This is a genomic window from Kitasatospora sp. NPDC058046, from assembly GCF_042885595.1.
GTDB lineage: Bacteria > Actinomycetota > Actinomycetes > Streptomycetales > Streptomycetaceae > Kitasatospora.
The window spans coordinates 105,190-126,294 of the sequence record NZ_JBHVRS010000008.1; the positions used below are offsets into that span (position 1 = coordinate 105,190).

21 protein-coding genes are annotated in these 21,105 nt (G+C 73.1%); 13 read left to right on the forward strand and 8 right to left on the reverse strand.

Annotation, left to right across the window (positions count from 1 at the left end; all coding sequences use genetic code 11):
• Positions 1-143 precede the first annotated feature (143 nt).
• The 5 genes from ACFVU7_RS18385 to ACFVU7_RS18405 form a co-directional block, all read right to left on the reverse strand.
• The gene (locus ACFVU7_RS18385) at positions 144-752 is read right to left on the reverse strand and encodes a hypothetical protein (protein ID WP_388045971.1); all 609 of its coding nucleotides are present in this window, start codon (positions 750-752) and stop codon (positions 144-146) included.
• Positions 753-972: 220 nt separating this feature from the next.
• Positions 973-1,995, reverse strand: coding sequence for a glutamine synthetase (gene glnII / locus ACFVU7_RS18390; RefSeq protein ID WP_049656664.1), 1,023 nt, complete (start codon positions 1,993-1,995; stop codon positions 973-975).
• A 253-nt stretch (positions 1,996-2,248) separates the two neighbouring features.
• Positions 2,249-3,325: an SCO1860 family LAETG-anchored protein gene (locus tag ACFVU7_RS18395; RefSeq protein ID WP_388045973.1), complete on the reverse strand. Its 1,077-nt coding sequence runs from the start codon at positions 3,323-3,325 to the stop codon at positions 2,249-2,251.
• A gap of 75 nt (positions 3,326-3,400) precedes the next feature.
• The gene (locus tag ACFVU7_RS18400) at positions 3,401-4,078 is read right to left on the reverse strand and encodes a uracil-DNA glycosylase (protein WP_049659571.1); all 678 of its coding nucleotides are present in this window, start codon (positions 4,076-4,078) and stop codon (positions 3,401-3,403) included.
• 151 nt (positions 4,079-4,229) lie between these two features.
• On the reverse strand, positions 4,230-5,321 hold the full coding sequence (locus ACFVU7_RS18405) for an amidohydrolase family protein (protein ID WP_388045975.1): 1,092 nt from the start codon (positions 5,319-5,321) through the stop codon (positions 4,230-4,232).
• 136 nt (positions 5,322-5,457) lie between these two features.
• Between ACFVU7_RS18405 and ACFVU7_RS18410 the strand changes: the two genes are divergently transcribed.
• Entirely contained in the window at positions 5,458-6,543 is a 1,086-nt protein-coding gene (locus tag ACFVU7_RS18410; RefSeq protein ID WP_117490014.1) for an alanine--glyoxylate aminotransferase family protein, read from the forward strand.
• 99 nt (positions 6,544-6,642) lie between these two features.
• Here ACFVU7_RS18410 and ACFVU7_RS18415 read toward each other — a convergent pair whose 3' ends face one another.
• Positions 6,643-8,280: an APC family permease gene (locus tag ACFVU7_RS18415; protein ID WP_387969862.1), complete on the reverse strand. Its 1,638-nt coding sequence runs from the start codon at positions 8,278-8,280 to the stop codon at positions 6,643-6,645.
• A gap of 259 nt (positions 8,281-8,539) precedes the next feature.
• Between ACFVU7_RS18415 and ACFVU7_RS18420 the strand changes: the two genes are divergently transcribed.
• Positions 8,540-10,114 (forward strand): phosphonate degradation HD-domain oxygenase, encoded by a 1,575-nt coding sequence (locus tag ACFVU7_RS18420; protein ID WP_388045977.1) that lies wholly within the window; start codon positions 8,540-8,542, stop codon positions 10,112-10,114.
• Positions 10,115-10,123: 9 nt separating this feature from the next.
• Here ACFVU7_RS18420 and ACFVU7_RS18425 read toward each other — a convergent pair whose 3' ends face one another.
• Entirely contained in the window at positions 10,124-10,966 is an 843-nt protein-coding gene (locus tag ACFVU7_RS18425; RefSeq protein WP_234348617.1) for a GntR family transcriptional regulator, read from the reverse strand.
• Positions 10,967-11,377: 411 nt separating this feature from the next.
• On the opposite strand from ACFVU7_RS18425, the gene ACFVU7_RS18430 reads away from it, so the two are divergent.
• From ACFVU7_RS18430 to ACFVU7_RS18480, 11 genes are all read left to right on the forward strand, one after another.
• Positions 11,378-12,547 carry an ABC transporter substrate-binding protein gene (locus ACFVU7_RS18430; RefSeq protein WP_380664315.1) on the forward strand — a complete coding sequence of 390 codons (1,170 nt, stop codon included), beginning with the start codon at positions 11,378-11,380 and terminating at the stop codon, positions 12,545-12,547.
• A gap of 43 nt (positions 12,548-12,590) precedes the next feature.
• Positions 12,591-13,571 (forward strand): ABC transporter permease subunit, encoded by a 981-nt coding sequence (locus tag ACFVU7_RS18435; protein ID WP_074001649.1) that lies wholly within the window; start codon positions 12,591-12,593, stop codon positions 13,569-13,571.
• Positions 13,559-14,404 carry an ABC transporter permease gene (locus tag ACFVU7_RS18440; protein ID WP_049654281.1) on the forward strand — a complete coding sequence of 282 codons (846 nt, stop codon included), beginning with the start codon at positions 13,559-13,561 and terminating at the stop codon, positions 14,402-14,404. Before ACFVU7_RS18435 ends, ACFVU7_RS18440 begins: the two co-directional genes overlap by 13 nt.
• A 21-nt stretch (positions 14,405-14,425) precedes the next feature.
• Positions 14,426-15,511, forward strand: coding sequence for an ABC transporter ATP-binding protein (locus tag ACFVU7_RS18445; RefSeq protein ID WP_388045978.1), 1,086 nt, complete (start codon positions 14,426-14,428; stop codon positions 15,509-15,511).
• Between the two features lie 93 nt (positions 15,512-15,604).
• Positions 15,605-16,303, forward strand: coding sequence for an HAD family hydrolase (locus tag ACFVU7_RS18450; RefSeq protein WP_388045980.1), 699 nt, complete (start codon positions 15,605-15,607; stop codon positions 16,301-16,303).
• 1 nt (position 16,304) lies between these two features.
• Positions 16,305-16,628: a multidrug efflux SMR transporter gene (locus ACFVU7_RS18455; protein WP_117490004.1), complete on the forward strand. Its 324-nt coding sequence runs from the start codon at positions 16,305-16,307 to the stop codon at positions 16,626-16,628.
• 123 nt (positions 16,629-16,751) lie between these two features.
• Entirely contained in the window at positions 16,752-17,243 is a 492-nt protein-coding gene (locus ACFVU7_RS18460) for a hypothetical protein (protein WP_074001651.1), read from the forward strand.
• 169 nt (positions 17,244-17,412) lie between these two features.
• Positions 17,413-17,709, forward strand: coding sequence for a hypothetical protein (locus ACFVU7_RS18465; protein ID WP_049654274.1), 297 nt, complete (start codon positions 17,413-17,415; stop codon positions 17,707-17,709).
• Positions 17,706-19,025: a putative T7SS-secreted protein gene (locus ACFVU7_RS18470; protein ID WP_375873262.1), complete on the forward strand. Its 1,320-nt coding sequence runs from the start codon at positions 17,706-17,708 to the stop codon at positions 19,023-19,025. The genes ACFVU7_RS18465 and ACFVU7_RS18470 overlap by 4 nt, the downstream gene beginning before the upstream one ends.
• A complete protein-coding gene (locus ACFVU7_RS18475) occupies positions 19,018-19,689 on the forward strand; it encodes a hypothetical protein (protein WP_143204501.1) in 672 nt (223 codons plus the stop codon). Before ACFVU7_RS18470 ends, ACFVU7_RS18475 begins: the two co-directional genes overlap by 8 nt.
• Entirely contained in the window at positions 19,686-20,318 is a 633-nt protein-coding gene (locus ACFVU7_RS18480) for a hypothetical protein (RefSeq protein ID WP_387825809.1), read from the forward strand. Before ACFVU7_RS18475 ends, ACFVU7_RS18480 begins: the two co-directional genes overlap by 4 nt.
• 62 nt (positions 20,319-20,380) lie before the next feature.
• Here ACFVU7_RS18480 and ACFVU7_RS18485 read toward each other — a convergent pair whose 3' ends face one another.
• Positions 20,381-21,100, reverse strand: coding sequence for a phosphonatase-like hydrolase (locus ACFVU7_RS18485; RefSeq protein ID WP_388045981.1), 720 nt, complete (start codon positions 21,098-21,100; stop codon positions 20,381-20,383).
• Positions 21,101-21,105 lie beyond the last annotated feature (5 nt).

Here is a 21,105-nt window from a genome sequence, read left to right on the forward strand (position 1 = left end):
CCGCCGACCGCGACACCCGTCCGCCCACACCCGCCCCAGGTCCACGTGCAGACGGCGCACGAGGAGGGGGCGGTCCGGAGCAGTCATGGCCCGATTCTCCGGGACCGCCCCACCCCGATCAAGACCCGATCGGAACCGGCTCGCTACCGCGCCGTCCAGCCGGTCCAGCTGCCGTTGGTGTCCCTGGCCCGGGACCAGGTCCGGCCGTCGGCGCCGGGCACGTCGATGCGGAAGGCGCCGCCCATGGTCGCCGCGGTGATCTCGACCTTGCCGGCCATAGTGCCGCCGAGGGACTTCCAGTCGGTCAGCTTGGTGGAGTTGGCGATGGTCGACCGGGTGTACACCGCGTGGTTGGTGCCGATCACCAGGATCAGGCGGGTGCCGTCCCGGAAGTCGAAGAAGGTCGCCCCGCTGCCGTAGCTGCCGCCGCAGTAGAACGTGCCGCCGAACAGTCGGTCGCTGCAGGTCGTGACACCCGGCACGGGGGTGCTCCCGGAACCGGCCGGCTCGACGGCGAGGTTCTGCACCGTCCCCGGCCCGGCCGGCTTGCCCGGCGTGATCGGCACGCCCGGCCTGGGAGCGCCCGGCACCGTGGACGGCGCACCCGGCGAGGGAACGCCCGGCACCGTGATCGGCACGCCCGGCGTGGTGGCGGTGGTCCCGCCGGCGGCCGAGGCGGGAGCCGCAGCCGCGGCCAGCCCGATGCCCGCGAGGGCGGCGGCGGAGACGAGGGCCGCCTGGATCTTCTTCATGAACGCTCCTGAGTGAACGGTTCGGGCCGCGGGCGGCGACCGGTCGGCGCGCGAGCGCTTCCCGGCGCCCGCCCGTCGGGCCCTCTCCGGTAGCAACGGGAGCCCCGCTCGGCCGAGTTCAACGACTGGTCCGCCGATTTCGCGGAGCCGACCGGAACGCCGCCAGGCCTCCCCTCGCGTGGAGGGGAGGCCCGGCGGACTGCTCAGGAGACGCGGCGGATCAGACCTGGCCGGCCTTCTCCAGGGCCTCGCAGCAGGTGTTGATCAGGAGCCGGGTGACGACGTAGGGGTCGACGTTGGCGTTCGGGCGACGGTCCTCGATGTAGCCCTTCTTGTCCACCTCGACCTGCCACGGGATGCGCACCGAGGCGCCGCGGTCGGAGACGCCGTAGCTGTAGACGTTCCACGGGGCGGTCTCGTGCTTGCCCGTGAGGCGCGACTGGATGTCGTGGCCGTACTGGTTGACGTGCTCCAGCACCTTCTCCTGCGAGGTGCCGAGCGACTCGCAGGCGGTGATGATGGCGTCGTAGCCCTCGCGCATCGCCTTGGTGGAGAAGTTGGTGTGGGCACCCGCACCGTTCCAGTCACCGCGGGCCGGCTTGGCGTCGAGGGTGGCGTCGATGCCGAACTCCTCGGCGGTGCGGTACAGCAGGTAGCGGGCGATCCACATGTCGTCCGAGACGGTCAGCGCGTCGACCGGGCCGATCTGGAACTCCCACTGGCCGGGCATGACCTCGGCGTTGATGCCGCAGATGGCCAGGCCGGCGTCGATGCAGCGGTCCAGGTGCAGCTCGACGATCTCGCGGCCGAAGACCTCCTCGGCGCCGACGCCGCAGTAGTAGCCGCCCTGCGGGGCCGGGAAGCCGCCCTCCGGGAAGCCGAGCGGGCGGGAGCCCTTGAAGAAGGTGTACTCCTGCTCGATGCCGAAGATCGACTCCTGCGAGGCGTACTTCTCGGCGACCTCGCGCAGCAGGGCGCGGGTGTTGGAGACGTGCGGGGTGCCGTCCGTCTCCAGGACCTCGCAGAGGACCAGGATGTTGTCGCCGCCGCGGATCGGGTCCGGCGTCACCCGCACCGGGTCCAGCACGCGGTCCGAGGCGTGGCCCTCGGCCTGGTTGGTCGAGGAACCGTCGAAGCCCCAGGTCGGGATCTTGTCGGCGTTGGGCAGGACGCGAGTCTTGGAACGGAGCTTCGCGGTCGGCTTGGTGCCGTCGATCCAGATGTACTCGGCCTTGATTGCCACTGCGTGTCCCTCGCATTGCTGGGTGGTGGGTGCCCGCGTAGCGTCGCAAGCCGCCGTTTCCCGGTTGTTCCTCTTGTGTAACGCGCAGGTGAACCAACCGTCCGCATTGGCACGGTCACGGTGCGGGAGTGCCGGGGGTGACACTCCCGCCGTTCCGGGTGCCATGAGTGACGAGGCCGGTACGTTCAGTGACGACGCGTGATCAGCGCCACCCCGTGGTCAGCGGAGCCACACGGTCGGTACCGGCGGACGGTCAGTGCCGGCGGGCGTGCGCGGCGCGACGGCGCCGGGTGGCCCACAGTGCGGCCGCCCCGCCCGCGACCAGGGCGGCGGCCCCTGCGGCCAGCGGGCCGGTGGCGCTGCTGCCGCCGGTGGCGGCCAGCTTCTCCGACTTCTCCGGCTTCTCCACCGCGGCCTGCGGAACGGGGGTGCGCGAGGCGGTGGTGTCGGCGACCGGCTCGACGGCGGGCGCGCTGGTGGGCGCGGCGCTCTGGGTGGCCGGGCCGGACGGGGTGGCCGCCGGCCCGGAGGGCTTCTCGCAGCTCACCGAGGCGACGGTGACCTTCCCGGTGACCTTGGCGACGTTCAGGTTGAGCGGGTTCACCTCCACCTGCACCTCCAGGGCGGAGGCGGCGGCGGTGGTCGTGGTGACGGTCTTCTTGGAGAACTCCACCGAGACACTGCCGACCAGCGGCACGTCCACCTTGGTCGGCCCGTACAGGCCGACGGTGACCGGCTTGCCGAGCACGCTGAGCTTGAGCGGCGCGACCACGTCCGCGGTGGGCTGCCCGTCCACCGGACAGCTGGCCTCGGCGCTCATCGCCTCCAGGCCGAGCAGCGCGGTGGCGGGCAGGCCGGGGGCATGCACGTCGGCGTTGACCAGCTTGACGGAGGCGGTGGCGCCCTTGGCGTCGACGCGGGTGACCGACTTGCCGACGTCCGCCTTGACCAGGGTGACGGGGCCCGTCTGGTCCACCCCGGCCACCGTGGCGGTCAGGATCGAGCCGTCGCGCTGCGCCGGCGACTCCACCTTGTTCAGCGCGATGTTCACCGGGACGTCCACCGCCTTGTTCAACAGGCTGACGTCCAGGTCGAGTTCGGCGGTGACGGCGCGCGCCTTACCGGGCGACGACGGGGCGGGCCCGGCCGCCTGGACGGGCGCGGCGGTGAGCAGTGAGCTCGCCACCACGGCGGTGGCCGCGGCGGCGGAAACGATTCGGCGAGCGGACGGGCAAGCGGACGAGCGCGAAGACGAGGCCGAAGACGGGCGAGAAGACAAGGCGGTACCCCCACACAGATGAAACGATGAGCCGCCAGTCTTCTCGAACAATCCGTCACATGAGCAACACAGAACGTCATTTCACCCGTTGGAGTGAGATTGGCGTTCTGCGCTGACCCATCTCTGCTACGGCAGCCGCCAGTCCACCGGCTGCGCCCCCTGCCGCACCAGCAGCTCGTTGGCCCGGCTGAACGGCCGCGAGCCGAAGAAGCCGCGGTCGGCCGACATCGGGCTGGGGTGCACCGACTCCACCGACGGGACGTTGCCCAGCAGCGGCCGCAGGTTGCGGGCGTCGCTCCCCCACAGGATCGCCACCAGCGGGCCGCCGCGCGCCACCAGCGCCCGGATCGCCTGCTCGGTGACCGCCTCCCAGCCCTTGCCCCGGTGCCCGCCGCTCTTGCGCGGCTGGACGGTGAGCACCCGGTTGAGCAGCAGCACGCCCTGGTTCGTCCACGGGGTGAGGTCCCCGTTGGACGGCTCCGGCAGGCCCAGGTCGGTGCCGTACTCCCGGTAGATGTTGATCAGGCTCGCCGGGATCGGCCGCACCTCCGGCGCCACCGAGAAGCTGAGCCCGACGGCGTGGCCGGGGGTCGGGTACGGGTCCTGCCCGACGATCAGCACCCGCACGTCGGCGAAGGGCTGCTGGAAGGCGCGCAGCACGTTCGGGCCGGAGGGCAGGTAGGTACGGCCTGCGGTCAGCTCGGAGCGCAGGAAGTCGCCCATCGCGGCGACCCTTCCGGCGACGGGTTCCAGGGCGGTGGCCCAGCCGGGCTCGACGATCTCGTTCAGTGGACGCGGTGCCATGGTCGCCACCCTATCGGCCTACACCGACACGGCTTTCAGCGGATGATCATGTGATCGAGAGGGTCCAGCGGGCCGGCGGCGGGCCGGCCCGGGGACGGCGGCACCCCCGCCCGGACACCCTCCCCGGCCCCGCGGCGGAACCCCGGCGCGGCTACCCGACCGGCCGCCCCCGCAGCACCACCAGCCGCGGGTCCGCGAGCACCCGGACGTCCGCCCGCGGGTCCTGCGCGTACACCACGAAGTCCGCCGGCGCGCCCTCCTCCAACCCCGGCCGCCCCAGCCACGCGCGCGCTCCCCAGCTCGCCGCCGACAGCGCCTCGGCCGGGCTCAGCCCCGCCTTCACCAGCTCCGCCACCTCCTCCGCGACCAGCCCGTGCGCCAGCGAGCCGCCCGCGTCGGTGCCGACGAACACTGGGATGCCCGCGTCGTGCGCGGCCCCCACCGTGGCGTACCGGCGCTCGTGCAGCCGCCGCATGTGCGCCGACCAGGCCGGGAACTTGGCCTCGCCGCCGGCCGCGAGGTCCGGGAAGGTGGCGATGTTGACCAGGGTCGGCACGATCGCCACCCCGCGCTCGGCGAAGACCGGGATCAGGTCCTCGGTCAGGCCGGTGGCGTGCTCGACGCAGTCGATCCCGGCCGCCAGCAGGTCCGGCAGCGACTCGGCGGAGAAGCAGTGCGCGGTGACCCGGGCGCCCTCCTCGTGCGCCGCCGCGATCGCCTCGGCCAGCGCGTCGCCGGGCCAGCAGGCGGCGAGGTCGCCGCGCTCGCGGTCGATCCAGTCGCCGACCAGCTTCACCCAGCCGTCCCCGCGCCGGGCCTCGGCCCGGACGTAGGCGGCCAGGTCGCCGGGCTCGATCTCGTGCGCGTAGTTGCGGATGTAGCGGCGGGTGCGGGCGATGTGCCGCCCGGCCCGGATGATCCGGGGCAGGTCCTCGCGGTCGTCGATCCACCGGGTGTCGGCGGCCGAGCCGGCGTCGCGGATCAGCAGGGTGCCGGCGTCCCGGTCGGTGAGCGCCTGCTTCTCGCTGGTCTCGGCGTCCACCGCGCCGTGCGCGTCCAGGCCGACGTGGCAGTGCGCGTCCACCAGGCCGGGCAGCACCCAGCCGGTCACCGTCCGGACGTCCCCGGCGGTCGGCGGGCGGGTGAAGCTCACCCGGCCGTCCACCACCCAGAGTTCGTCCCGGACGTCCTGCGGACCGACCAGCACCCGACCCCGCACGTGCAGCACCGCGCCATCGCTCATGGCCGCACTCTACCGACGGGCGGGTTCCGTGTAAGCAGTCACAATGCGGCAGACTCGTTTCCGCACCCCCACCCCGCACGACCCCCGCGCGGCCCCCGCGCGACTCCCGCGAAACCCCGCGAAAGGCGATACCGACGTGAGCCCCTTCCTCGACCTGCCCCCGCTCAGCGCCGCCGAGTTCGCGGCGATCGAGGACCAGGTGGCCGCCCTGCTGCACACCGGGGCCGACGTGATCGTCACCCAGGGCGAGGCGCTGCTCCCCCTGGAGGCCGCGATCCGCGGCGCCGCGCACCCCGGCTCGACCGCCCTCAACGTCGTCACCGGCCCGTACGGGCAGACCTTCGGCAACTGGCTGCGCTCCTGCGGGGCGAAGGTCGTCGACCTGGCCGTGCCCTTCGACAGCGCGGTGAGCGCCGAGCAGGTCGCCGCGGCCCTGGAGGCGAACCCGGAGATCGACTTCGTCTCCCTGGTGCACGCCGAGGCCGCCACCGGCAACACCAACCCGGTCGCCGAGATCGGCGCCGTGGTCCGCGAGCACGGCGCGCTGCTGATGCTCGACGCGGTGGCCTCCGTCGCCGCCGAGCCCGTGCTCACCGACGAGTGGGGCGTCGACCTGTGCGTCATCGGCGGCCAGAAGGCGATGGGCGGCCCGGCCGGCGTCTCCGCCGTGTCCGTCTCCGAGCGCGCCTGGGCGCGGATCGCCGCCAACCCGGCCGCCCCGCGCCGCTCCTACCTCTCGCTGCTGGACTGGAAGGAGCGCTGGACCGACGCCGGCCGCGCCGTACTGCCGCACGCCCCGGCCCAGTTGGAGATGCTCGCGCTCGGCGCCTGCCTGGACCGGATCGCCGCCGACGGCCTGCCCGCCGTGATCGCCCGGCACCGCGCCGCCTCGGCCGCCACCCGGGCCGGCGTCCGCGCGCTCGGCACCCTGGCCCCGTACGTCGTCGAGGACGCCCACGCGGCCCCGGTCGCCACCACCCTGCGCACCCCGGACGGCGTCGACGCGACCGCCCTCGCCGCCCGCCTCGACCCGGCCCTGCCGGTCCAGCCGGGCGGCGGCGCGCTGGCCGGTTCGATGCTGCGGGTCAACCACTACGGGCGGGCCGCCTCGCTGGACACCGTCCGCGCCTGCCTCACCGGCCTCGCCGCCGCCACCTCGGCCGACCCGGCGCCCGCCCTGGCCGCCGCCGAGGCCGCCTGGAACGCGACCGTCGCGGCCTGACGCGCGCACAGCGACGCACGCACGGCGACCGTCGCGGCCCGACGCACGCACGGCGGCGGCCCCGGGAACAGCTCCCGGGGCCGCCGCCGTACCCGGCCGTCAGTGCCCGTTGACGTCCACCACCTCCACGCCGCGGATGTTCCGCTCGATCTCCTCCGCCGGCAGCGCGATCGCCAGCGCCCAGTAGTAGACGACCAGCGAGAACACCACCACGACGGCGATGTCCCACCACAGCGGCAGGTTCCCCTGCGCGCCCGCGCCGAAGGTGCCCTGCCAGGAGACCACGCCCATGCCGAGCAGGTAGACCGGCAGCCACTGCCCGGCCCGGAAGTCCATCCGGGGCGCGTTCGGCATCCCCTTCGAGCGCGCGTACCAGGAGTACCCGCCGAGCAGCAGGTAGCCGATCACGATCGCCAGGCCGAGCCGCCACAGGGTGTCCCAGCCGGACCAGTAGATGACCAGGCTCGCCACCACGAAGGCCAGCGGCGAGACCACCGAGCCGCCGGGCAGGTGGTACGAGCGCTCCATCCCCGGCAGCCGCTTGCGCAGCACCCCGAAGGCCAGCGGGGCGCCCGCGTACATCAGCACCACCGCCGAGGTGATGAAGCCGACCAGCCGCTGCCAGCTCGGGAAGGGCAGGAAGCAGATCACCCCGGCCACCCAGGCGATCAGCAGGCCGAGCCAGGGCACCGCGCGCTTGTCGGTGGACTGCAGCGCCTGCGGGGCGTAGCCGTTGCGGCTCAGGCCGTAGGTGACCCGCGAGCTGGAGGTGATGTAGACCAGCCCGGTGCCGGCCGGTGAGACGACCGCGTCGATGAACAGCACGGTGGCCAGCCAGCCCAGGCCGATCAGGGTCGCCAGGCCGGCGAACGGTCCGCTGATCCCGGGGTAGTCGAGCGTGGTCCAGCCCTTGGCGAAGGTCTCCGGCGGCAGCGCGCCGATGAACACCACCTGGAGCATCACGTAGACGACCGTGCCGATCACCACCGAGCCGAGCACGGCGCGCGGGATGTCCCGGCGCGGGTTGCGGCTCTCGCCCGCCCACTGGATGGCCTGCTCGAAGCCGAGCAGCGCGAAGATCACCCCGCTGCTGCTGATCGCGGCGAGCACGCCCTTGGCCCCGTCCGGGGCGAAGCCGTGGACGGTGAAGTTGGAGCCGTGGAACTCGGTGAAGCCGAGCGTGATGATGGTCAGCACCGGGATGGCGACCTTCCACACGGTGGCCGCGCTGTTGGTGTGCGCGAGCAGCCGCACGCCGAGGAAGTTGACCGCGACGAAGACCCCGAGCAGCAGGGCCGCGACGACGAACCCCCAGCCGGTCAGCGTCAGGTCCTTGTTCAGCAGGCCGTCCGCCCAGCTCCAGTGCTGGGCGTAGTTGATCATCGCCTGCACCTCGATCGGCGCGATGGTCGCGGCCTGCAGCCAGGTGAACCAGCCGAAGGACATCCCGGCGAACCCGCCGAAGGCGTAGTGGGGGTAGCGCGCCGTGCCACCCGCCACCGGGAACAGCCCGCCCAGTTCGGCGTGCACCAGCGCCAGCAGGATGATCGCCACCGCGCCGACGCCCCAGGACACCAGCGCCGCCGGCCCGGCCGCCACCGCCGCCTTCTGCGCCCCGAACAGCCAGCCGGAGCCGATGATCGCCCCGACCGAGGCCCAGAGCAGTCCGATGACGCCGACCTCGCGCCGCAGCGCGGTGTGCCCCGAGCCGGGCGGATTGGAGGAGGAATGGGCCATTGCTCGCACCTCTCATATATCGGGACAAATCCACCCCGACAGTGCCGCAGCCCCCACCCCTCCCCCACCGAAACGCGCGGCGCCCCGCACCCCCTCACCCGAACAGCCCGCCGGGACGGCCCACCGGGCACAGTTCCCGTGGCGTTCACCCGCTCGGCACGTGGAACTCACCGAGGGCGGGCAGGCTCCCGGCAGGGCTGAAGTTGGCTATACAACTTCAGCCGACACGACAGCCGTAGTGCCGCCGAGGAGAAGACCGATGACCGAGCTGCCGCCGTACTGGCTGCGCGACAACTGCCCGTGCGCCGAGTGCCGGGACCCGCGCAACGGACAGAAGCTGTTCCAGATCCACGAGCTGCCGCCGGACCTGGCGGTCGCCGCGAGCACGGAGGCCGACGGGCACCTGGAGGTGCTCTGGTCGGACGGGCACCGGTCGCGGTACCCGCGGGAGCGGCTCGACGGGACGGACGAGGGCGACGGGCGCACCGAGCGGGGCAAGCGGCTCTGGACGGCGGCGGACTTCGCACCCGGCCTCCCCGAGGCGTCGTGGGAGGCCTACCTGACCGACCCGGCCGAGCAGGCCGCGGTGCTGGCCGCCGTACGGGACAGCGGCTTCGCCGTGCTGCGCGGGGTGCCGACCGTCGAGCGGCAGGTGCTGCGGGTGGCGGAGAGCTTCGGGCACGTGCGGGTCACCAACTACGGGGAGCTGTTCGACGTCCGGGTCGAACCGTCTCCCAACAACCTCGCCTTCACCAGCGTCGCCATCGCCCCGCACACCGACAACCCGTACCGGGACCCGGTGCCGACCCTCCAGCTGCTGCACTGCCTGGAGAACTCGGCGACCGGCGGCGACTCCGGACTGGTGGACGGCTTCAAGGCCGCGGCGGTCCTCCGGGAGGAGGCGCCGGAGGCCTTCGAGGTCCTCACCCGCACGCCCGTCCCGTTCGTCTTCCGCGACCGCCGCACCGAGCTCCGGGCCGACCGCCCGCTGATCGAGCTGGACCCGAAGGGGCGAATCCGCGAGGTCCGGTTCAACAACCGCTCGACCGGCACCCTGCGCGGATCGGGCCTGGACGCCTTCTACGCCGCCTACCGCCGCTTCGCCGAGATCACCCTGCGCCCCGAGCTCCAGCTCACCTTCCGCCTCGGCCCCGGCGACTGCCTGGTCTTCGACAACACCCGCCTGCTGCACGCCCGGACGGCCTTCCAGCAGGACGGCCACCGGCACCTCCAGGGCTGCTACGCCGACCTCGACTCGCTCTCCTCCACCCTCGCCGTGCTGCGCCGCCGGGCCGCCGCCCTGGACACGATCGCCGCGCTGTTCGCCGGCGAGGGCGCCGCGGAGTACCTGGGCGAGGAGGTCACCATGGCCGAGCACATGCTCCAGGCCGCCGCTGCCGCCGAGGCGGCCGGGGCACCCGACCACCTGGTCGCCGCCGCGCTGCTGCACGACGTCGGCCACTTCCACGGGGCCCTGCACGGAACGGATCTGATGCAGGGTCAGGACAACCGCCACAGCGACTCCGGGGCCGACTGGCTGGCCCGCTGGTTCGGCCCGGAGGTCACCGAGCCGGTCCGGCTGCACGTGGCCGCCAAGCGCTACCTGTGCGCGGTCGAGCCCGGCTACCGGGAAAAGCTCTCCGCGGCCTCCGAGTACACCCTGACCGTCCAGGGCGGCCCGATGGACGAGCAGCAGGCCGCCGCCTTCGCCGAACTCCCGGGCGCGCGGGACGCGGTGGCGGTGCGGCGCTGGGACGAGCTGGCGAAGGAGGCCGGCGCCCCGACGCCCGGCTTCGCGCACTACCGCCCGCTGCTCGCCGCGCTCATGCGGTAGCCGAAGGGCTCAGTCCAGCTCCCGCGCGTGCCGCGAAAGCGCCGACGTGGCCAGGGAGTTGTGCACGCTGAACGCCACCGTCCCGGGCAGGTAGCGGTCCTGGGACCACTCCACCGGCGTGCCCGTCGGGTCGGTCGTGCGGCGCCGCTCGCGCAGCAGCGGACCGCCCCGGCGGCAGCCGAGCAGCCGGGCGTCCTCACCGTTGGCCGGGACGATGTCGATGGTGTGGTCGGCGTCGGTGAACAGGATGCCGTGCTCGCGCAGCACTTCGGTGTGCGAGACCACGTCCGGCGGCAGCTCGGCGACGATCTCGCCGACCCGCGGCGGGTAGACGGTGCGCTCGACCATCACCGGCGTGCCGGAGAGCGTCCGCAGCCGGACGATGACGTACACCTCGGCGCCCTGCTCCAGGCGCAGTTGCTCGCGCTCGGCGGCGTCGGCCGGGCGGCGCACCAGCGAGTCGAGGATGCCGCCGGGCTCCTCGCCCATCGAGTACGCCCAGTGCGTGAAGCTGAGCAGTTCGGAGAAGCTCTGCACCCGGGCACCGCCGAGGACCACCCGGCGGGTGCCGCGGCGGGAGGTGACCAGTCCGTCGGAGCGCAGCACCGCGAGCGCCTGGCGGACGGTGCCGCGGGAGACGCCGTACTGCTCGGCCAGCGCGCCCTCGGCGGGCAGCCGGCCGGCCTCGCCGTACGCGCCGGTGGTGATCGCCTCGCGCAGGTCGGCGGCCACCTTCCGGTACAGCGCGCCGGGGCGCTCCGCCGGGGGTTCCCCGGCCGCCGAGGGGGCTCCGGCCGCCGGGCTCCCGTCCGCGGCCGGGGGGCCCTCGGGGCGCTGGGGCTCAGTTGCCACGTCAGTCAATGTCCCTCCTGGGGCGGTGTCCTGCGCAGCCGTACCGGCGCGGACAGCCCGACCTTACTCCGCTGCGCCTTCGAAGCATCGCACCGAACGGATCACGCTCCGATGGCCGGATTCCACCGTTCCCGCACCCGACCCCGGCGCTGGGCCGTCCGTTCACCTTCCCGTCACCGGACTCCGGCGTACTTACTGCCGTCAGCGAAGTTGGCTAGTCAACTCGGACGACGTCGATCGATCGCTCACCCCGGTCGGCCCGCCGCCCTCCGCAAGGCCTCGCGAACCTTCGCAAGGCTTCACGAACCTTCGCAGGCCGTCCCAGGCCTTCGCGATCCTTCGCGAGACGCCAGCCCGCGGAACCCCCCGCGAGCGCCCTCGCAGTACGCCCCCTTAACAGGAGACTTCCCCGTGACCGTGCACCGCGCCCGCGCCGCCGCCTTCGCGGCCGTCCTGACCGCCGCCGCGCTCTCCCTCACCGCCTGCGGCTCCGCCGGTTCGAGCGCCAAGTCCGGCGACGCCGCCCAGGGCGGCGCCAAGGACGCCAAGACGGCCACCTCCGCCGCCGACTTCGGCGGCATGGACGGCCTGATCGCCGCCGCCAAGAAGGAGGGCAAGCTGCACGTCATCACGCTGCCCCGGGACTGGGCGAACTACGGCAAGATCATCGACAGCTTCAAGGCCAAGTACGGCATCGAGGTCGAGGAGGAGAACCCGGACGGCTCCAGCCAGGACGAGATCAACGCGATCAACTCCCGCAAGGGCCAGGACCGCGCCCCCGACGTGGTCGACCTGGGCAGCGCCTTCGCCCTCCAGGCGGTCAAGGACGGCATCCTCGCCCCCTACAAGGTCGCCACCTTCGACAAGGTGCCGGACACCATGAAGGACGCGAACGGCGCCGCCGTCAACGACTACGGCGGCTACGTCTCCATCGGCTGCGACGCCAAGAAGATCGCCAACTGCCCGAAGACCTTCGCCGACCTGCTCAAGCCGGAGTACAAGGGCCAGGTCGCCCTCAACGGCAACCCGACCAAGTCCGGCTCCGCCTTCGGCGGCGTCTACGCGGCCGCGCTCGCCAACGGCGGTTCGCTGGACAACATCCAGCCCGGCATCGACTTCTTCGGCAAGCTGAAGCAGTCCGGCAACTTCAACCCGGTCGAGTCGACCCCGGCCACCGTCGAGAAGGGCGAGACCCCGATCTCGATCGACTGGTCCTACCTGAACGCCGGCTACACCGACGAGTTCAAGGACAAGGGCGTCGACTGGAAGGTCTCCATCCCGACCGACGGCTCCTACGCCCAGTTCTACAACCAGGCCGTCAACAAGTGGGCCCCGCACCCGGCGGCCGCCCGCCTGTGGCAGGAGTACCTGTTCAGCACCGAGGGCCAGAACCTCTTCCTCGGCGGCTACGCCACCCCGTCCACCTTCGAGGCCCTGAAGAAGGACGGCACCCTGGACGCCGCCGGCGCCGCCAAGCTGCCCACCGTCGAGAAGCCGTTCACCACCTTCCCGACCGTCGACCAGATCAACGCGGCCAAGAAGGTCGTCACCGAGAACTGGACCAAGGCGATCGCGGGCTGACACCCAGGCCACGTACCGCACTTCGGGCTGAGAAAAGGCACTCATGACCACGGCTCCCACCCCGGTGCCGACCACCCCCGCCGCCACCTCCCCCGGTGGCGGCGCGGGGGCGTCCGCCACCGCCACGACCACCTCCCCCACCACCACCGCGCCCGGCCCGCGGCGCCGGCCGCTCGCCCGCCTCGGCGGCGCGTCCTGGCTGGCGGCCGTGCCGCTGCTGCTGTTCTTCCTGATCGGCTTCGGCCTTCCCGCCGTCGCCATCGTGATCGGCGCGTTCACCACCTCCAGCGACGCGGAGTCCGGCGCCGGGCAGTTCACCTTCGACAACCTGACGGCCTCCGTCCAGGGCGGCTACCAGACGGCCATGCTGAGCAGCCTCAAGCTCTCCGCGCTGACCGCGCTGCTCGCCACCGTCCTCGGCCTGCCGCTCGCCCAGGCCGTCGTCACCTCCCGGCGCGGCTGGCTGCGCCAGGCGGTGCTCACCGCCTCCGGCGTGCTCGCCAACTTCGGCGGCCTGCCGCTCGCCTTCGCGTTCGTCGCCACCCTCGGCAACGCCGGCGAGATCACCAAGCTGCTGCACCTCACCGACCACGGCTGGTCGCTGTACTCGTTCACCGGCCTGACCGTCGTCTACCTGTACTTCCTCGTCCCGCTGATGGTGCTCACCATCACCCCGGCCCTGGACGGCCTGCGGACCCAGTGGCGCGAGGCGGCCCAGAACAACCGGGCCACCACCGTCCAGTACTGGCTCCACGTCGCCCTGCCGATCCTGCTGCCCTCCCTGCTCGGCGGCTTCGTGCTGCTCTTCGGCAGCGCCTTCGCCGCCTACGCGACGGCCGCCGCCATGGTCGGCGCGACCGTCCCGCTGGTCAGCCGCTCGATCGCGGACGCGCTCTCCGGCAACGTGCTGGTCGGCCAGGGCAACCTCGCCCTCGCCCTCAGCCTCAACATGATCTTCGTGGCCGTCCTGGTGATGGCCGTGTACCTCCCCCTCCAGCGCCGGAGCGCCCGATGGCTCAGCTGACCACCCCCGCCCGCCCCGGCCGACGCACCGTCCGCTGGTGGCGCGGAGCCGTGCTGCTGCTCGCCGGCGTCTACTTCGTCGTCCCGCTCGCGGCCTCCTTCTGGTTCTCGATCGACGACCCCCAGGGCATCTCCTTCGCGGCCTACACCGGGCTGCTCTCCGCCCCCGGCTTCCTGGACAGCCTCTGGCTGACCCTCGGCCTCGCCGTCGTGACCGTCGTGGTGCTGCTGCTCCTGCTCGTCCCGGCGCTGATCTCCGTGCGGCTCGGCTCGCCGAAGCTGCGCCCGGTGCTCGACGTGCTCTGCACCCTGCCGCTGGTCGTCCCGCCGGTCGCGCTGACCGCCGGCCTGATCGGCGTGCTCCGCTGGGGCCCGGACTACCTGATGGACACCCCGTTCTTCCAGACCTTCGTGTTCATCCAGGACCCGGACTTCCCGCTGGTGCTGGTCATCGCCTACGTGCTGATGGCCCTGCCGCTCGCCTACCGCGCCCTGGACGCCGGGCTGCGCTCGATGGACGTGCGCACCCTGGTCGAGGCCGCCCGCAACTGCGGCGCGAGCTGGCCGCGCGCGGTGTTCACCGTCGTCCTGCCCAACCTGCGCGGGGCGCTGCTGAACGCCTCCTTCCTCACCCTGGCCCTGGTGCTCGGCGAGTTCACCACCGCCTCGATCCTCGGCTTCCAGCCCTTCCCGGTCTGGATCTACTCGGTCGGCAACAGCCAGGCCCACATGTCGGTCGCGGTCTCCATCCTGAGCCTGCTGCTCACCTGGCTGCTGCTGCTCCTGCTGGCCACCGCCGGGCGCGAGCGCCGCGCCAAGACCGCCACCTCCTGAAACCCCCCGGAGTCACCAGTCATGACCACGGCCACCGCCATCGCCGCCGACGCCCCGCTCGCCTCCGGCAGCGCCACCGTCGAATTCCGTTCCCTGCGCCGCGCGTTCGGCGCCACCACCGCCCTCGACGGCCTGGACCTGACCGTCCGCCCGGGCGAGCTGCTCGCCCTGCTCGGCCCGTCCGGCTGCGGCAAGACCACCGCGCTGCGGATCCTGGCCGGCTTCGAGCAGCACGACTCCGGCGAGGTGCTGGTCGACGGCCAGGACATCACCGCGATCCCCGCGCACAAGCGCGACGCGGGCATGGTGTTCCAGTCCTACAGCCTCTTCCCGCACCTGACCGCGCTGGACAACGTCGCCTTCGGGCTGCGGATGCGCGGCACCGGCAAGGCCGAGCGCCGCAAGCGGGCCCAGGAGCTGCTGGAGCTGGTCGGCCTGCCGCACCGCGCCGACCACTACCCGCACCAGATGTCCGGCGGCCAGCAGCAGCGCATCGCGCTCGCCCGCGCGCTCGCCCTCCAGCCGCGCGTCCTGCTGCTGGACGAGCCGCTGTCCGCGCTCGACGCCAAGGTCCGCCTCCAGCTGCGCGAGGAGATCCGCCGCCTCCAGCAGGAGCTGGGCATCACCACCCTGTTCGTCACCCACGACCAGGAGGAGGCGCTGTCGATGGCCGACCGGGTCGCGGTGCTGCGGGCCGGACGGCTGGAGCAGTGCGCCGCCCCGTCCGAGCTGTACGGCCGGCCGGCCACCGCCTTCGTCGCCGAGTTCGTCGGCACCATGAGCCGCATCCCGTGCACCCGCACCTCGGACGGCGTCGAGGTGCTCGGCCGCCGGCACGCGGTGGACGGCGAGGTCCCGGCCGACGGCGAGCTCCAGGTGCTGGTCCGCCCGGAGAACGTCACCCTGACCCCGGCCGAGGACGGCCCCGCGCTGGTGGTCACCGCCTCCTTCCTGGGCGCCGTCACCCGGCTCACCGTCCGCCTGGACGACGGCACCGAGGTCAAGGCCGACCTGCCCACCGAGGCCGCCGCCGCACTGCCGGCCGGCGCCCGGGCCGCGCTCACCCTGCCGGAGCGCCCGGTGCTGGTGGACCGCCGCGCCGCCTGAGAGCCTCGTACCTCCCCGCTCCGCCCGACGACGTACCGGCGGAGCACCGAAGAAGCGCCGACGAAGCGCCGGAGAACCACCGAAGGTACCGCCATGCCTGACACCGCCATGCCCGCGTCCAACGCGCTGCCCGCCGCCGTCCTGTTCGACATGGACGGCACCCTGGTCGACACCGAGCAGCTGTGGTGGCAGACCGCCGCCGAAATCGCCGAGGAACTGCGCCACCCGCTCACCGACCAGGACGCCCCCGAGGTGCTCGGCCAGGCCGTCGAGCACACCGCCGCCCACCTGCACGCGGTCAGCGGCACCGCCCTGAGCGAGGCCGAACTCGCCGCCCGGCTCGGCGAGTCCTTCGCCGCCAAGGTCGCCGCCGAGACGGTGCCGCGCCCCGGCGCGCTCGCCCTGCTGGCCGCGCTGCGCGACGCGGGGGTGCCGACCGCGCTGGTCTCCGCCTCCCCGCGCCGGGTGGTGGACCTGGTGCTGTCCGCCATCGGCCGGGACTGGTTCGCCGTCACTCTGGCCGCCGAGGACACCCCGCGCACCAAGCCCGCGCCCGACCCGTACCTCGCCGCCGCCGCACGGCTCGGCCTGGACCCGGCCGACTGCCTCGCCGTCGAGGACACCCCGACCGGGGTCGCCTCCGCCACCGCGGCCGGCTGCGCCGTGCTCGCCGTGCCGTCCACCCCGGTGCCGATGCCGCGGGGCGAGCGGATCACCCTGCTCGCCAGCCTGGAGCAGGCCGACCTCGCCCTGCTCGGGAAGCTCGCCGGCGCCGGCGCGGTTCGACCCTGACATGCCCTATCTCCTGCTCGCCCTGGCCATCATCAGCGAGGTCTGCGCCACCAGCTGCCTCAAGCTCACCGAGGGGTTCACCCGGCTCTGGCCGAGCCTCGGCGTCGGTGTCGGCTACGCGCTCTCCTTCCTGCTGCTCGGCCGCGCGCTCAAGCACATACCGGTCTCGGTCGCCTACGCGGTCTGGTCCGGGGCCGGCACCGCGGCGGTCGCCGGGATCGGGGTGGTCGCCTTCGGCGAGTCGCTCGGGCGGCTCCAGTGGCTGGGGATCGCGCTGGTGATCGTCGGGGTGGTCGTGCTCAACCTCAGGGGCGGGCACTCCTGACGCCGTTTCCGACGCCCTTTCTGACGGTCCGTCAACTCTGAATTCGCTGGTCAACTCCCCTGCCGGGGCGGGACGTCGGACGTGCCGACGACCCGCCCCGGACGCTTCGCTACGGTGTCCCCCATGACGGACCCCCGCCCACACCACTACCGCTTCGTCCACCGCGAGCTGGCCCGCCAGGTGCTGGAGTTCGGCCCGCGCGTGGCCACCCCGACTCCGGACGGCGGCAGCCTGCTACCCGTCGTCACCCAGATCTGGGACGACCTCGGCAGCACCCTGCCGCCCGAGGACCGCCTGCCCGACCACGGCCTCGACTGCCGCCACCTGTCGGTCGACGGCCACCACATGCTGCTGGTCACCCTGCCCGCCCCGGTCGGCGCCACCGAGGCCCACTTCGTCGCCGCCGTCCAGCCGGGCGGCGCCAGGACCGTCCGCTACGTGACCCTGGAGCACGCGTTCAGCCCCTTCGACGGCAGCCCCGGCACCGTCCTCGGCGAGTGGACCGCCGAGAGCCACCTCAACCACGGCCCGGGGCCCTCCCCCGTCGCCGAGCTGTTCGTCACGGCCGTGGTGCGGCTCGTCACCCCGAAGAAGCGCGGCTTCTGGCGCCGCTGAGACCGACCGTACGTATACACCTCGAAGCTGGGCCGCCGACGTCAAGAAGGCGTCGACGGCCCGTAAAGGTCCCGTAACGACCGCCTCCGGTTCCGACCGTGACGATCTCTCCCCGGTCGGCTGGAGCTATGCTCGCCCGGTCCGACAATCGACGCATCGGGGGGCGAAAGTGTCCGACTTCAAAGTCAGTACCGAATTCCTCGCAAAACTGGCCCAAGACCTCAAAGGCTGTGCCGACGAACTCGACCAGGGCCTCAAGGCCTTCGAGGCGGCCGGCCACACCGGCACCGGCTTCGACTTCCTGGACGAGGCCTGCGGGCACTTCAAGGACAAGTGGCAGTTCGGCCTGAAGAAGGTCCGCGAGTGCGTCAAGGCCCTGGACGAGGGCCTTGAGCAGGTGCAGAAGAACTACGACGGCACCGAGCAGAGCATCGTCAAGGTCCTCGCCCCGGCGGGGCAGTCGTGAGCGCCCCCACGCCGGCGCCCGACTGGTCCGGCCTCGGCTTCAACCCCACGCCCGGCGACTCCGCCGCCGTCACCGCGCTCAGCACCAGCCTGCGCCGGGTCGGCCAGCACCTGAGCGGCGTGCACACCACGCTCTCCCAGATCTCCAACAACGAGGGCCAGTGGACGGGTGAGGCCGCCAAGAAGTTCTCCGAGCAGTTCGGCAAGCTCCCCGGCTACCTCCAGGACGCCGCCGACTCGATCACCTCGGCCTACACGGCGCTCGACGTCTGGTACAAGGCGCTGACCGAACACCAGCCCAAGGCCGCCGAGTTGGCCGCCTCCGCGGTCGCCGCCAAGAAGAAGAAGGAGGAGGCGGACAAGGCCCACAGCGCCGCGGCCGCCGCCCCCGACCTCCAACTGGCCGGCCGCTCCTACCCCGACGACGCCAGCCTCGCCGCCGCGGAGCAGCGCTACAACACGGCGAAGAACCACCTGGACTCCGCCGCCAGTCTGCTCACCAGCGCCTCCAACGAGCTGGCCGGCCTCCAGAAGCAGGCCCACGAGCTCGCCGGGACCCACAAGTCGGACGCCCAGAAGACGGCCGAGGCCGTCCGCAAGGCCGCCGACAGCAAGGCCCCGCCGGAGCCGGGCATGCTCAGCAAGATCGGCGACTGGTTCAGCAAGCACGGCGGGGACCTGCTGACGGTGGCCTCCGGCATCTGCGGCGTCGCGGCCATCTTCTGCCCCGCGTTCGCCCTGCCCGCCATCCTGCTGAGCGTCGGCGCGGCGGGCCTGCACGCCAAGCAGTACGGCATCAAGGGCCTGATGCCGACCAGCTGGGACAACCTCGGCAACGACCTCACCCTGGCCGGCGACCTCCTCGGGGCCCTGCCCGGAGGCGCCCTCCTCAAGGGCGGGGTCACCGCGTTCCGGGGCGCCCGCGCCGCCGAGGGCGGGGCCAAGGCCGTGAGCGCCGGCGCCAAGGAGATCCGCGTCGCCGCCCGGGCGATGGACCCGGCCAGCCCGATCTTCACCACCGCGATCGAGAAGCCCGCCATGAAGCTCGGGCTCTCCAAGGCCGCCGCGATGAACGTCTCCGACGGCGTGCAGGCGGCCAGCGGGGTCGCGCTGACGGCCCCCACCGCGGCCGGCCTCTTCACCGACAGCCCGAGCCCGGGGCTGGGCGCCGCGATCAACTACACCACCGGCGGCGGCACCGCGCTCAACGGCGCCGGCGGCGCCATCGGCGGCAGCGGCAAGGGCCGGATCCTGCCCGCCCTGCTCGGCGGCGGCAGCGCGATCGTCACCGGTGTCTGGGGAGTGGGACATGACTGATACGACCATGCCGTCCGTCTGGCTCTCCCTGCCCGAGGGGTTCACGGACATCGACCTGGCCGAGGACCCGGGCGACCGGATGAGCCGGATCGTGGACGGGCTCGACGGGCTCACCGACGCCGGTCCGGAGCAGAAGCTCGGCATCGCCGTCTCCGCCGAGCTCGCCCTCCAGGCGCAGCTGCGCGAGGGTGCGGTGCACGTCTCCAACTGCCTGGTGCAGACCGAGGAGGGCGAGATCGTCCAGGGCGTGTTCAGCCTGTACCTGCGCGAGCAGGAGCAGGGCGCCCCGGGCGGCTACCCCCAGCGCGTCGCCCGGGAGCTCGCGACCGCCTGGCCGGACGCCGACATCGAGGTCCTCGACTTCCCGCTCGGCCGGGCCGCCGTGACCGTCCGCGACCTGGCCGTACCCGTGTCCGGGACGGCCTACGGCCTGCCGGGGTCGGGCGTCACCACCGTCCGCCAGCTGGAGGCCCTGTTCGCGCACCCGTGGAGCCCCCACGTGCTCGCCGTCGTCTTCTCCACCCAGCACCTGGACTACTGGGACGGCTGGTCGGTCCTGGTGGGCGCCGCCATCAGCGGGATCTCCTTCTACCCCCCGCTGAACGAGACGTCGAACGCCCTGCCGCCCGAGCGGCAGGACAACATCCGGAAGGCCTTCGGGTGACGATCACCCAGCCCGACCAGGGCACCACCCGGAGCGGGCCCCGCCGACTCGGCGGGGCCCTGGCCCTCATCGCCGTCACCACGGCGGTGCTCGTCGGCGTCATCGCGCTGGACGTCTACGTCAACTCGTTCCTCGCCGCGGTGGTGGGGCTCGCCTACCCGCTGATCGTGCTGTACGCGTTCGCCGTGCGCCGCGACGCCGACAGCAACCCCCGGTTCCAGAAGAACATGGTCGCCTGGGGCCTGGGCATCTCCGTCGTCGGCTTCGTCGCCTACCTGGCCGGTACCGAGGCCTGGGCGAACCTGATCCTGGGTTCGGGGCGGACCGTGCAGGCCGTGGTCGTCGACGAGAAGGTCACCGACGCGCTCCACGGCACCGGGCGGGCGTACAGCCTGGCCTCCACGGAGCTGAACGACGACGTGCCGGGCGGCCCGCTCACGGAGAGCTCCCCCCGGTTCAAGCGCGGCCAGGTGATCACCGTCCGGATGGACCCGGCCGGGCGGGTCGCCCCCAAGCTCCCCGGCGAGGCCGACTCCTCCGCCTACCTGCTGGCGTTCCTCGGCTGCAACGTCCTGATCGACGGCACCCTGCTCTGGTCGGTGCGCCGGCCGAAGGAGTCGTCCGCCTGAGCCGGCCGGTCGCCTGAGCCCACCGTTCCGCCCCGGGCCGCCGCCCGGGGCGGAACGCCGCATCAGCCCAGCAGCGCGGGCAGTTCGGCGATCGAGCCGAGGACGTGGGTGGCGCCGTCGGCCCGCAGCCGGGCCTCGTCGTGGGCGCCGGTGAGGACGCCCGCGACGACCGGGGCGCCGGCCCGGGTGCCGGTCAGCATGTCGTAGCCGGTGTCGCCGGCGACGGCGATCTGGCGGACCGAGTCGGTGCCGGTGCGCAGCAGGGCGGTGAGCGCGAGGTCGGGGTACGGGCGGCCGCGGCCGGCCTCGGCGGGGCAGAGGGTCAGGTCGGCGACGGACCGCCAGCCGAGGGCGTCCAGGATGCGGTCCTGGGTGGCCCGGGAGAAGCCGGTGGTGAGGACCACCTTGCGGCCCTGGCCGCGCAGTTCGGCGATGGCCTCGGCGGCGCCGGGCAGGGCGGCGCAGTGCCCGGCGTCGACCAGGTCGTGGTAGGCGGCCTCGAAGGCGGTGTTGGCCCGCTGGGCCTTCTCCTCCGCGCCGAACAGGTGCCGGAAGACGGAGATCTTGGACTCGCCCATGGTGGCCCGGACATGGGCCAGCATCGGGTCGAACTCCGGGCTGCCGGCCTCGACGCCGAGCGCCGCGGCGGCCGCGGTGAAGGCCTGCTCGACGAGGCCGTCGTCGGCCACGGTGGTGCCGGCCATGTCGAGCACGACCAGGCGGATGTCGGCGGTCACAGCGGCATCGGTCACAGCGGCATTGGTCACAGCGGTGTTGCTCACAGCGG

Excerpts from the sequence above, each read along its gene's own strand:
- ACFVU7_RS18475 (WP_143204501.1), top strand. The coding sequence starts at position 19,018 with ATGACTGATACGACCATGCCGTCCGTCTGGCTCTCCCTGCCCGAGGGG.
- ACFVU7_RS18435 (WP_074001649.1), top strand. The coding sequence starts at position 12,591 with ATGACCACGGCTCCCACCCCGGTGCCGACCACCCCCGCCGCCACCTCC.
- ACFVU7_RS18405 (WP_388045975.1), bottom strand. The coding sequence starts at position 5,321 with ATGAGCGATGGCGCGGTGCTGCACGTGCGGGGTCGGGTGCTGGTCGGT.
- ACFVU7_RS18450 (WP_388045980.1), top strand. The coding sequence starts at position 15,605 with ATGCCTGACACCGCCATGCCCGCGTCCAACGCGCTGCCCGCCGCCGTC.
- ACFVU7_RS18415 (WP_387969862.1), bottom strand. The coding sequence starts at position 8,280 with ATGGCCCATTCCTCCTCCAATCCGCCCGGCTCGGGGCACACCGCGCTG.
- ACFVU7_RS18420 (WP_388045977.1), top strand. The coding sequence starts at position 8,540 with ATGACCGAGCTGCCGCCGTACTGGCTGCGCGACAACTGCCCGTGCGCC.
- ACFVU7_RS18400 (WP_049659571.1), bottom strand. The coding sequence starts at position 4,078 with ATGGCACCGCGTCCACTGAACGAGATCGTCGAGCCCGGCTGGGCCACC.
- ACFVU7_RS18455 (WP_117490004.1), top strand. The coding sequence starts at position 16,305 with ATGCCCTATCTCCTGCTCGCCCTGGCCATCATCAGCGAGGTCTGCGCC.
- ACFVU7_RS18385 (WP_388045971.1), bottom strand. The coding sequence starts at position 752 with ATGAAGAAGATCCAGGCGGCCCTCGTCTCCGCCGCCGCCCTCGCGGGC.
- ACFVU7_RS18440 (WP_049654281.1), top strand. The coding sequence starts at position 13,559 with ATGGCTCAGCTGACCACCCCCGCCCGCCCCGGCCGACGCACCGTCCGC.
- ACFVU7_RS18445 (WP_388045978.1), top strand. The coding sequence starts at position 14,426 with ATGACCACGGCCACCGCCATCGCCGCCGACGCCCCGCTCGCCTCCGGC.
- ACFVU7_RS18460 (WP_074001651.1), top strand. The coding sequence starts at position 16,752 with ATGACGGACCCCCGCCCACACCACTACCGCTTCGTCCACCGCGAGCTG.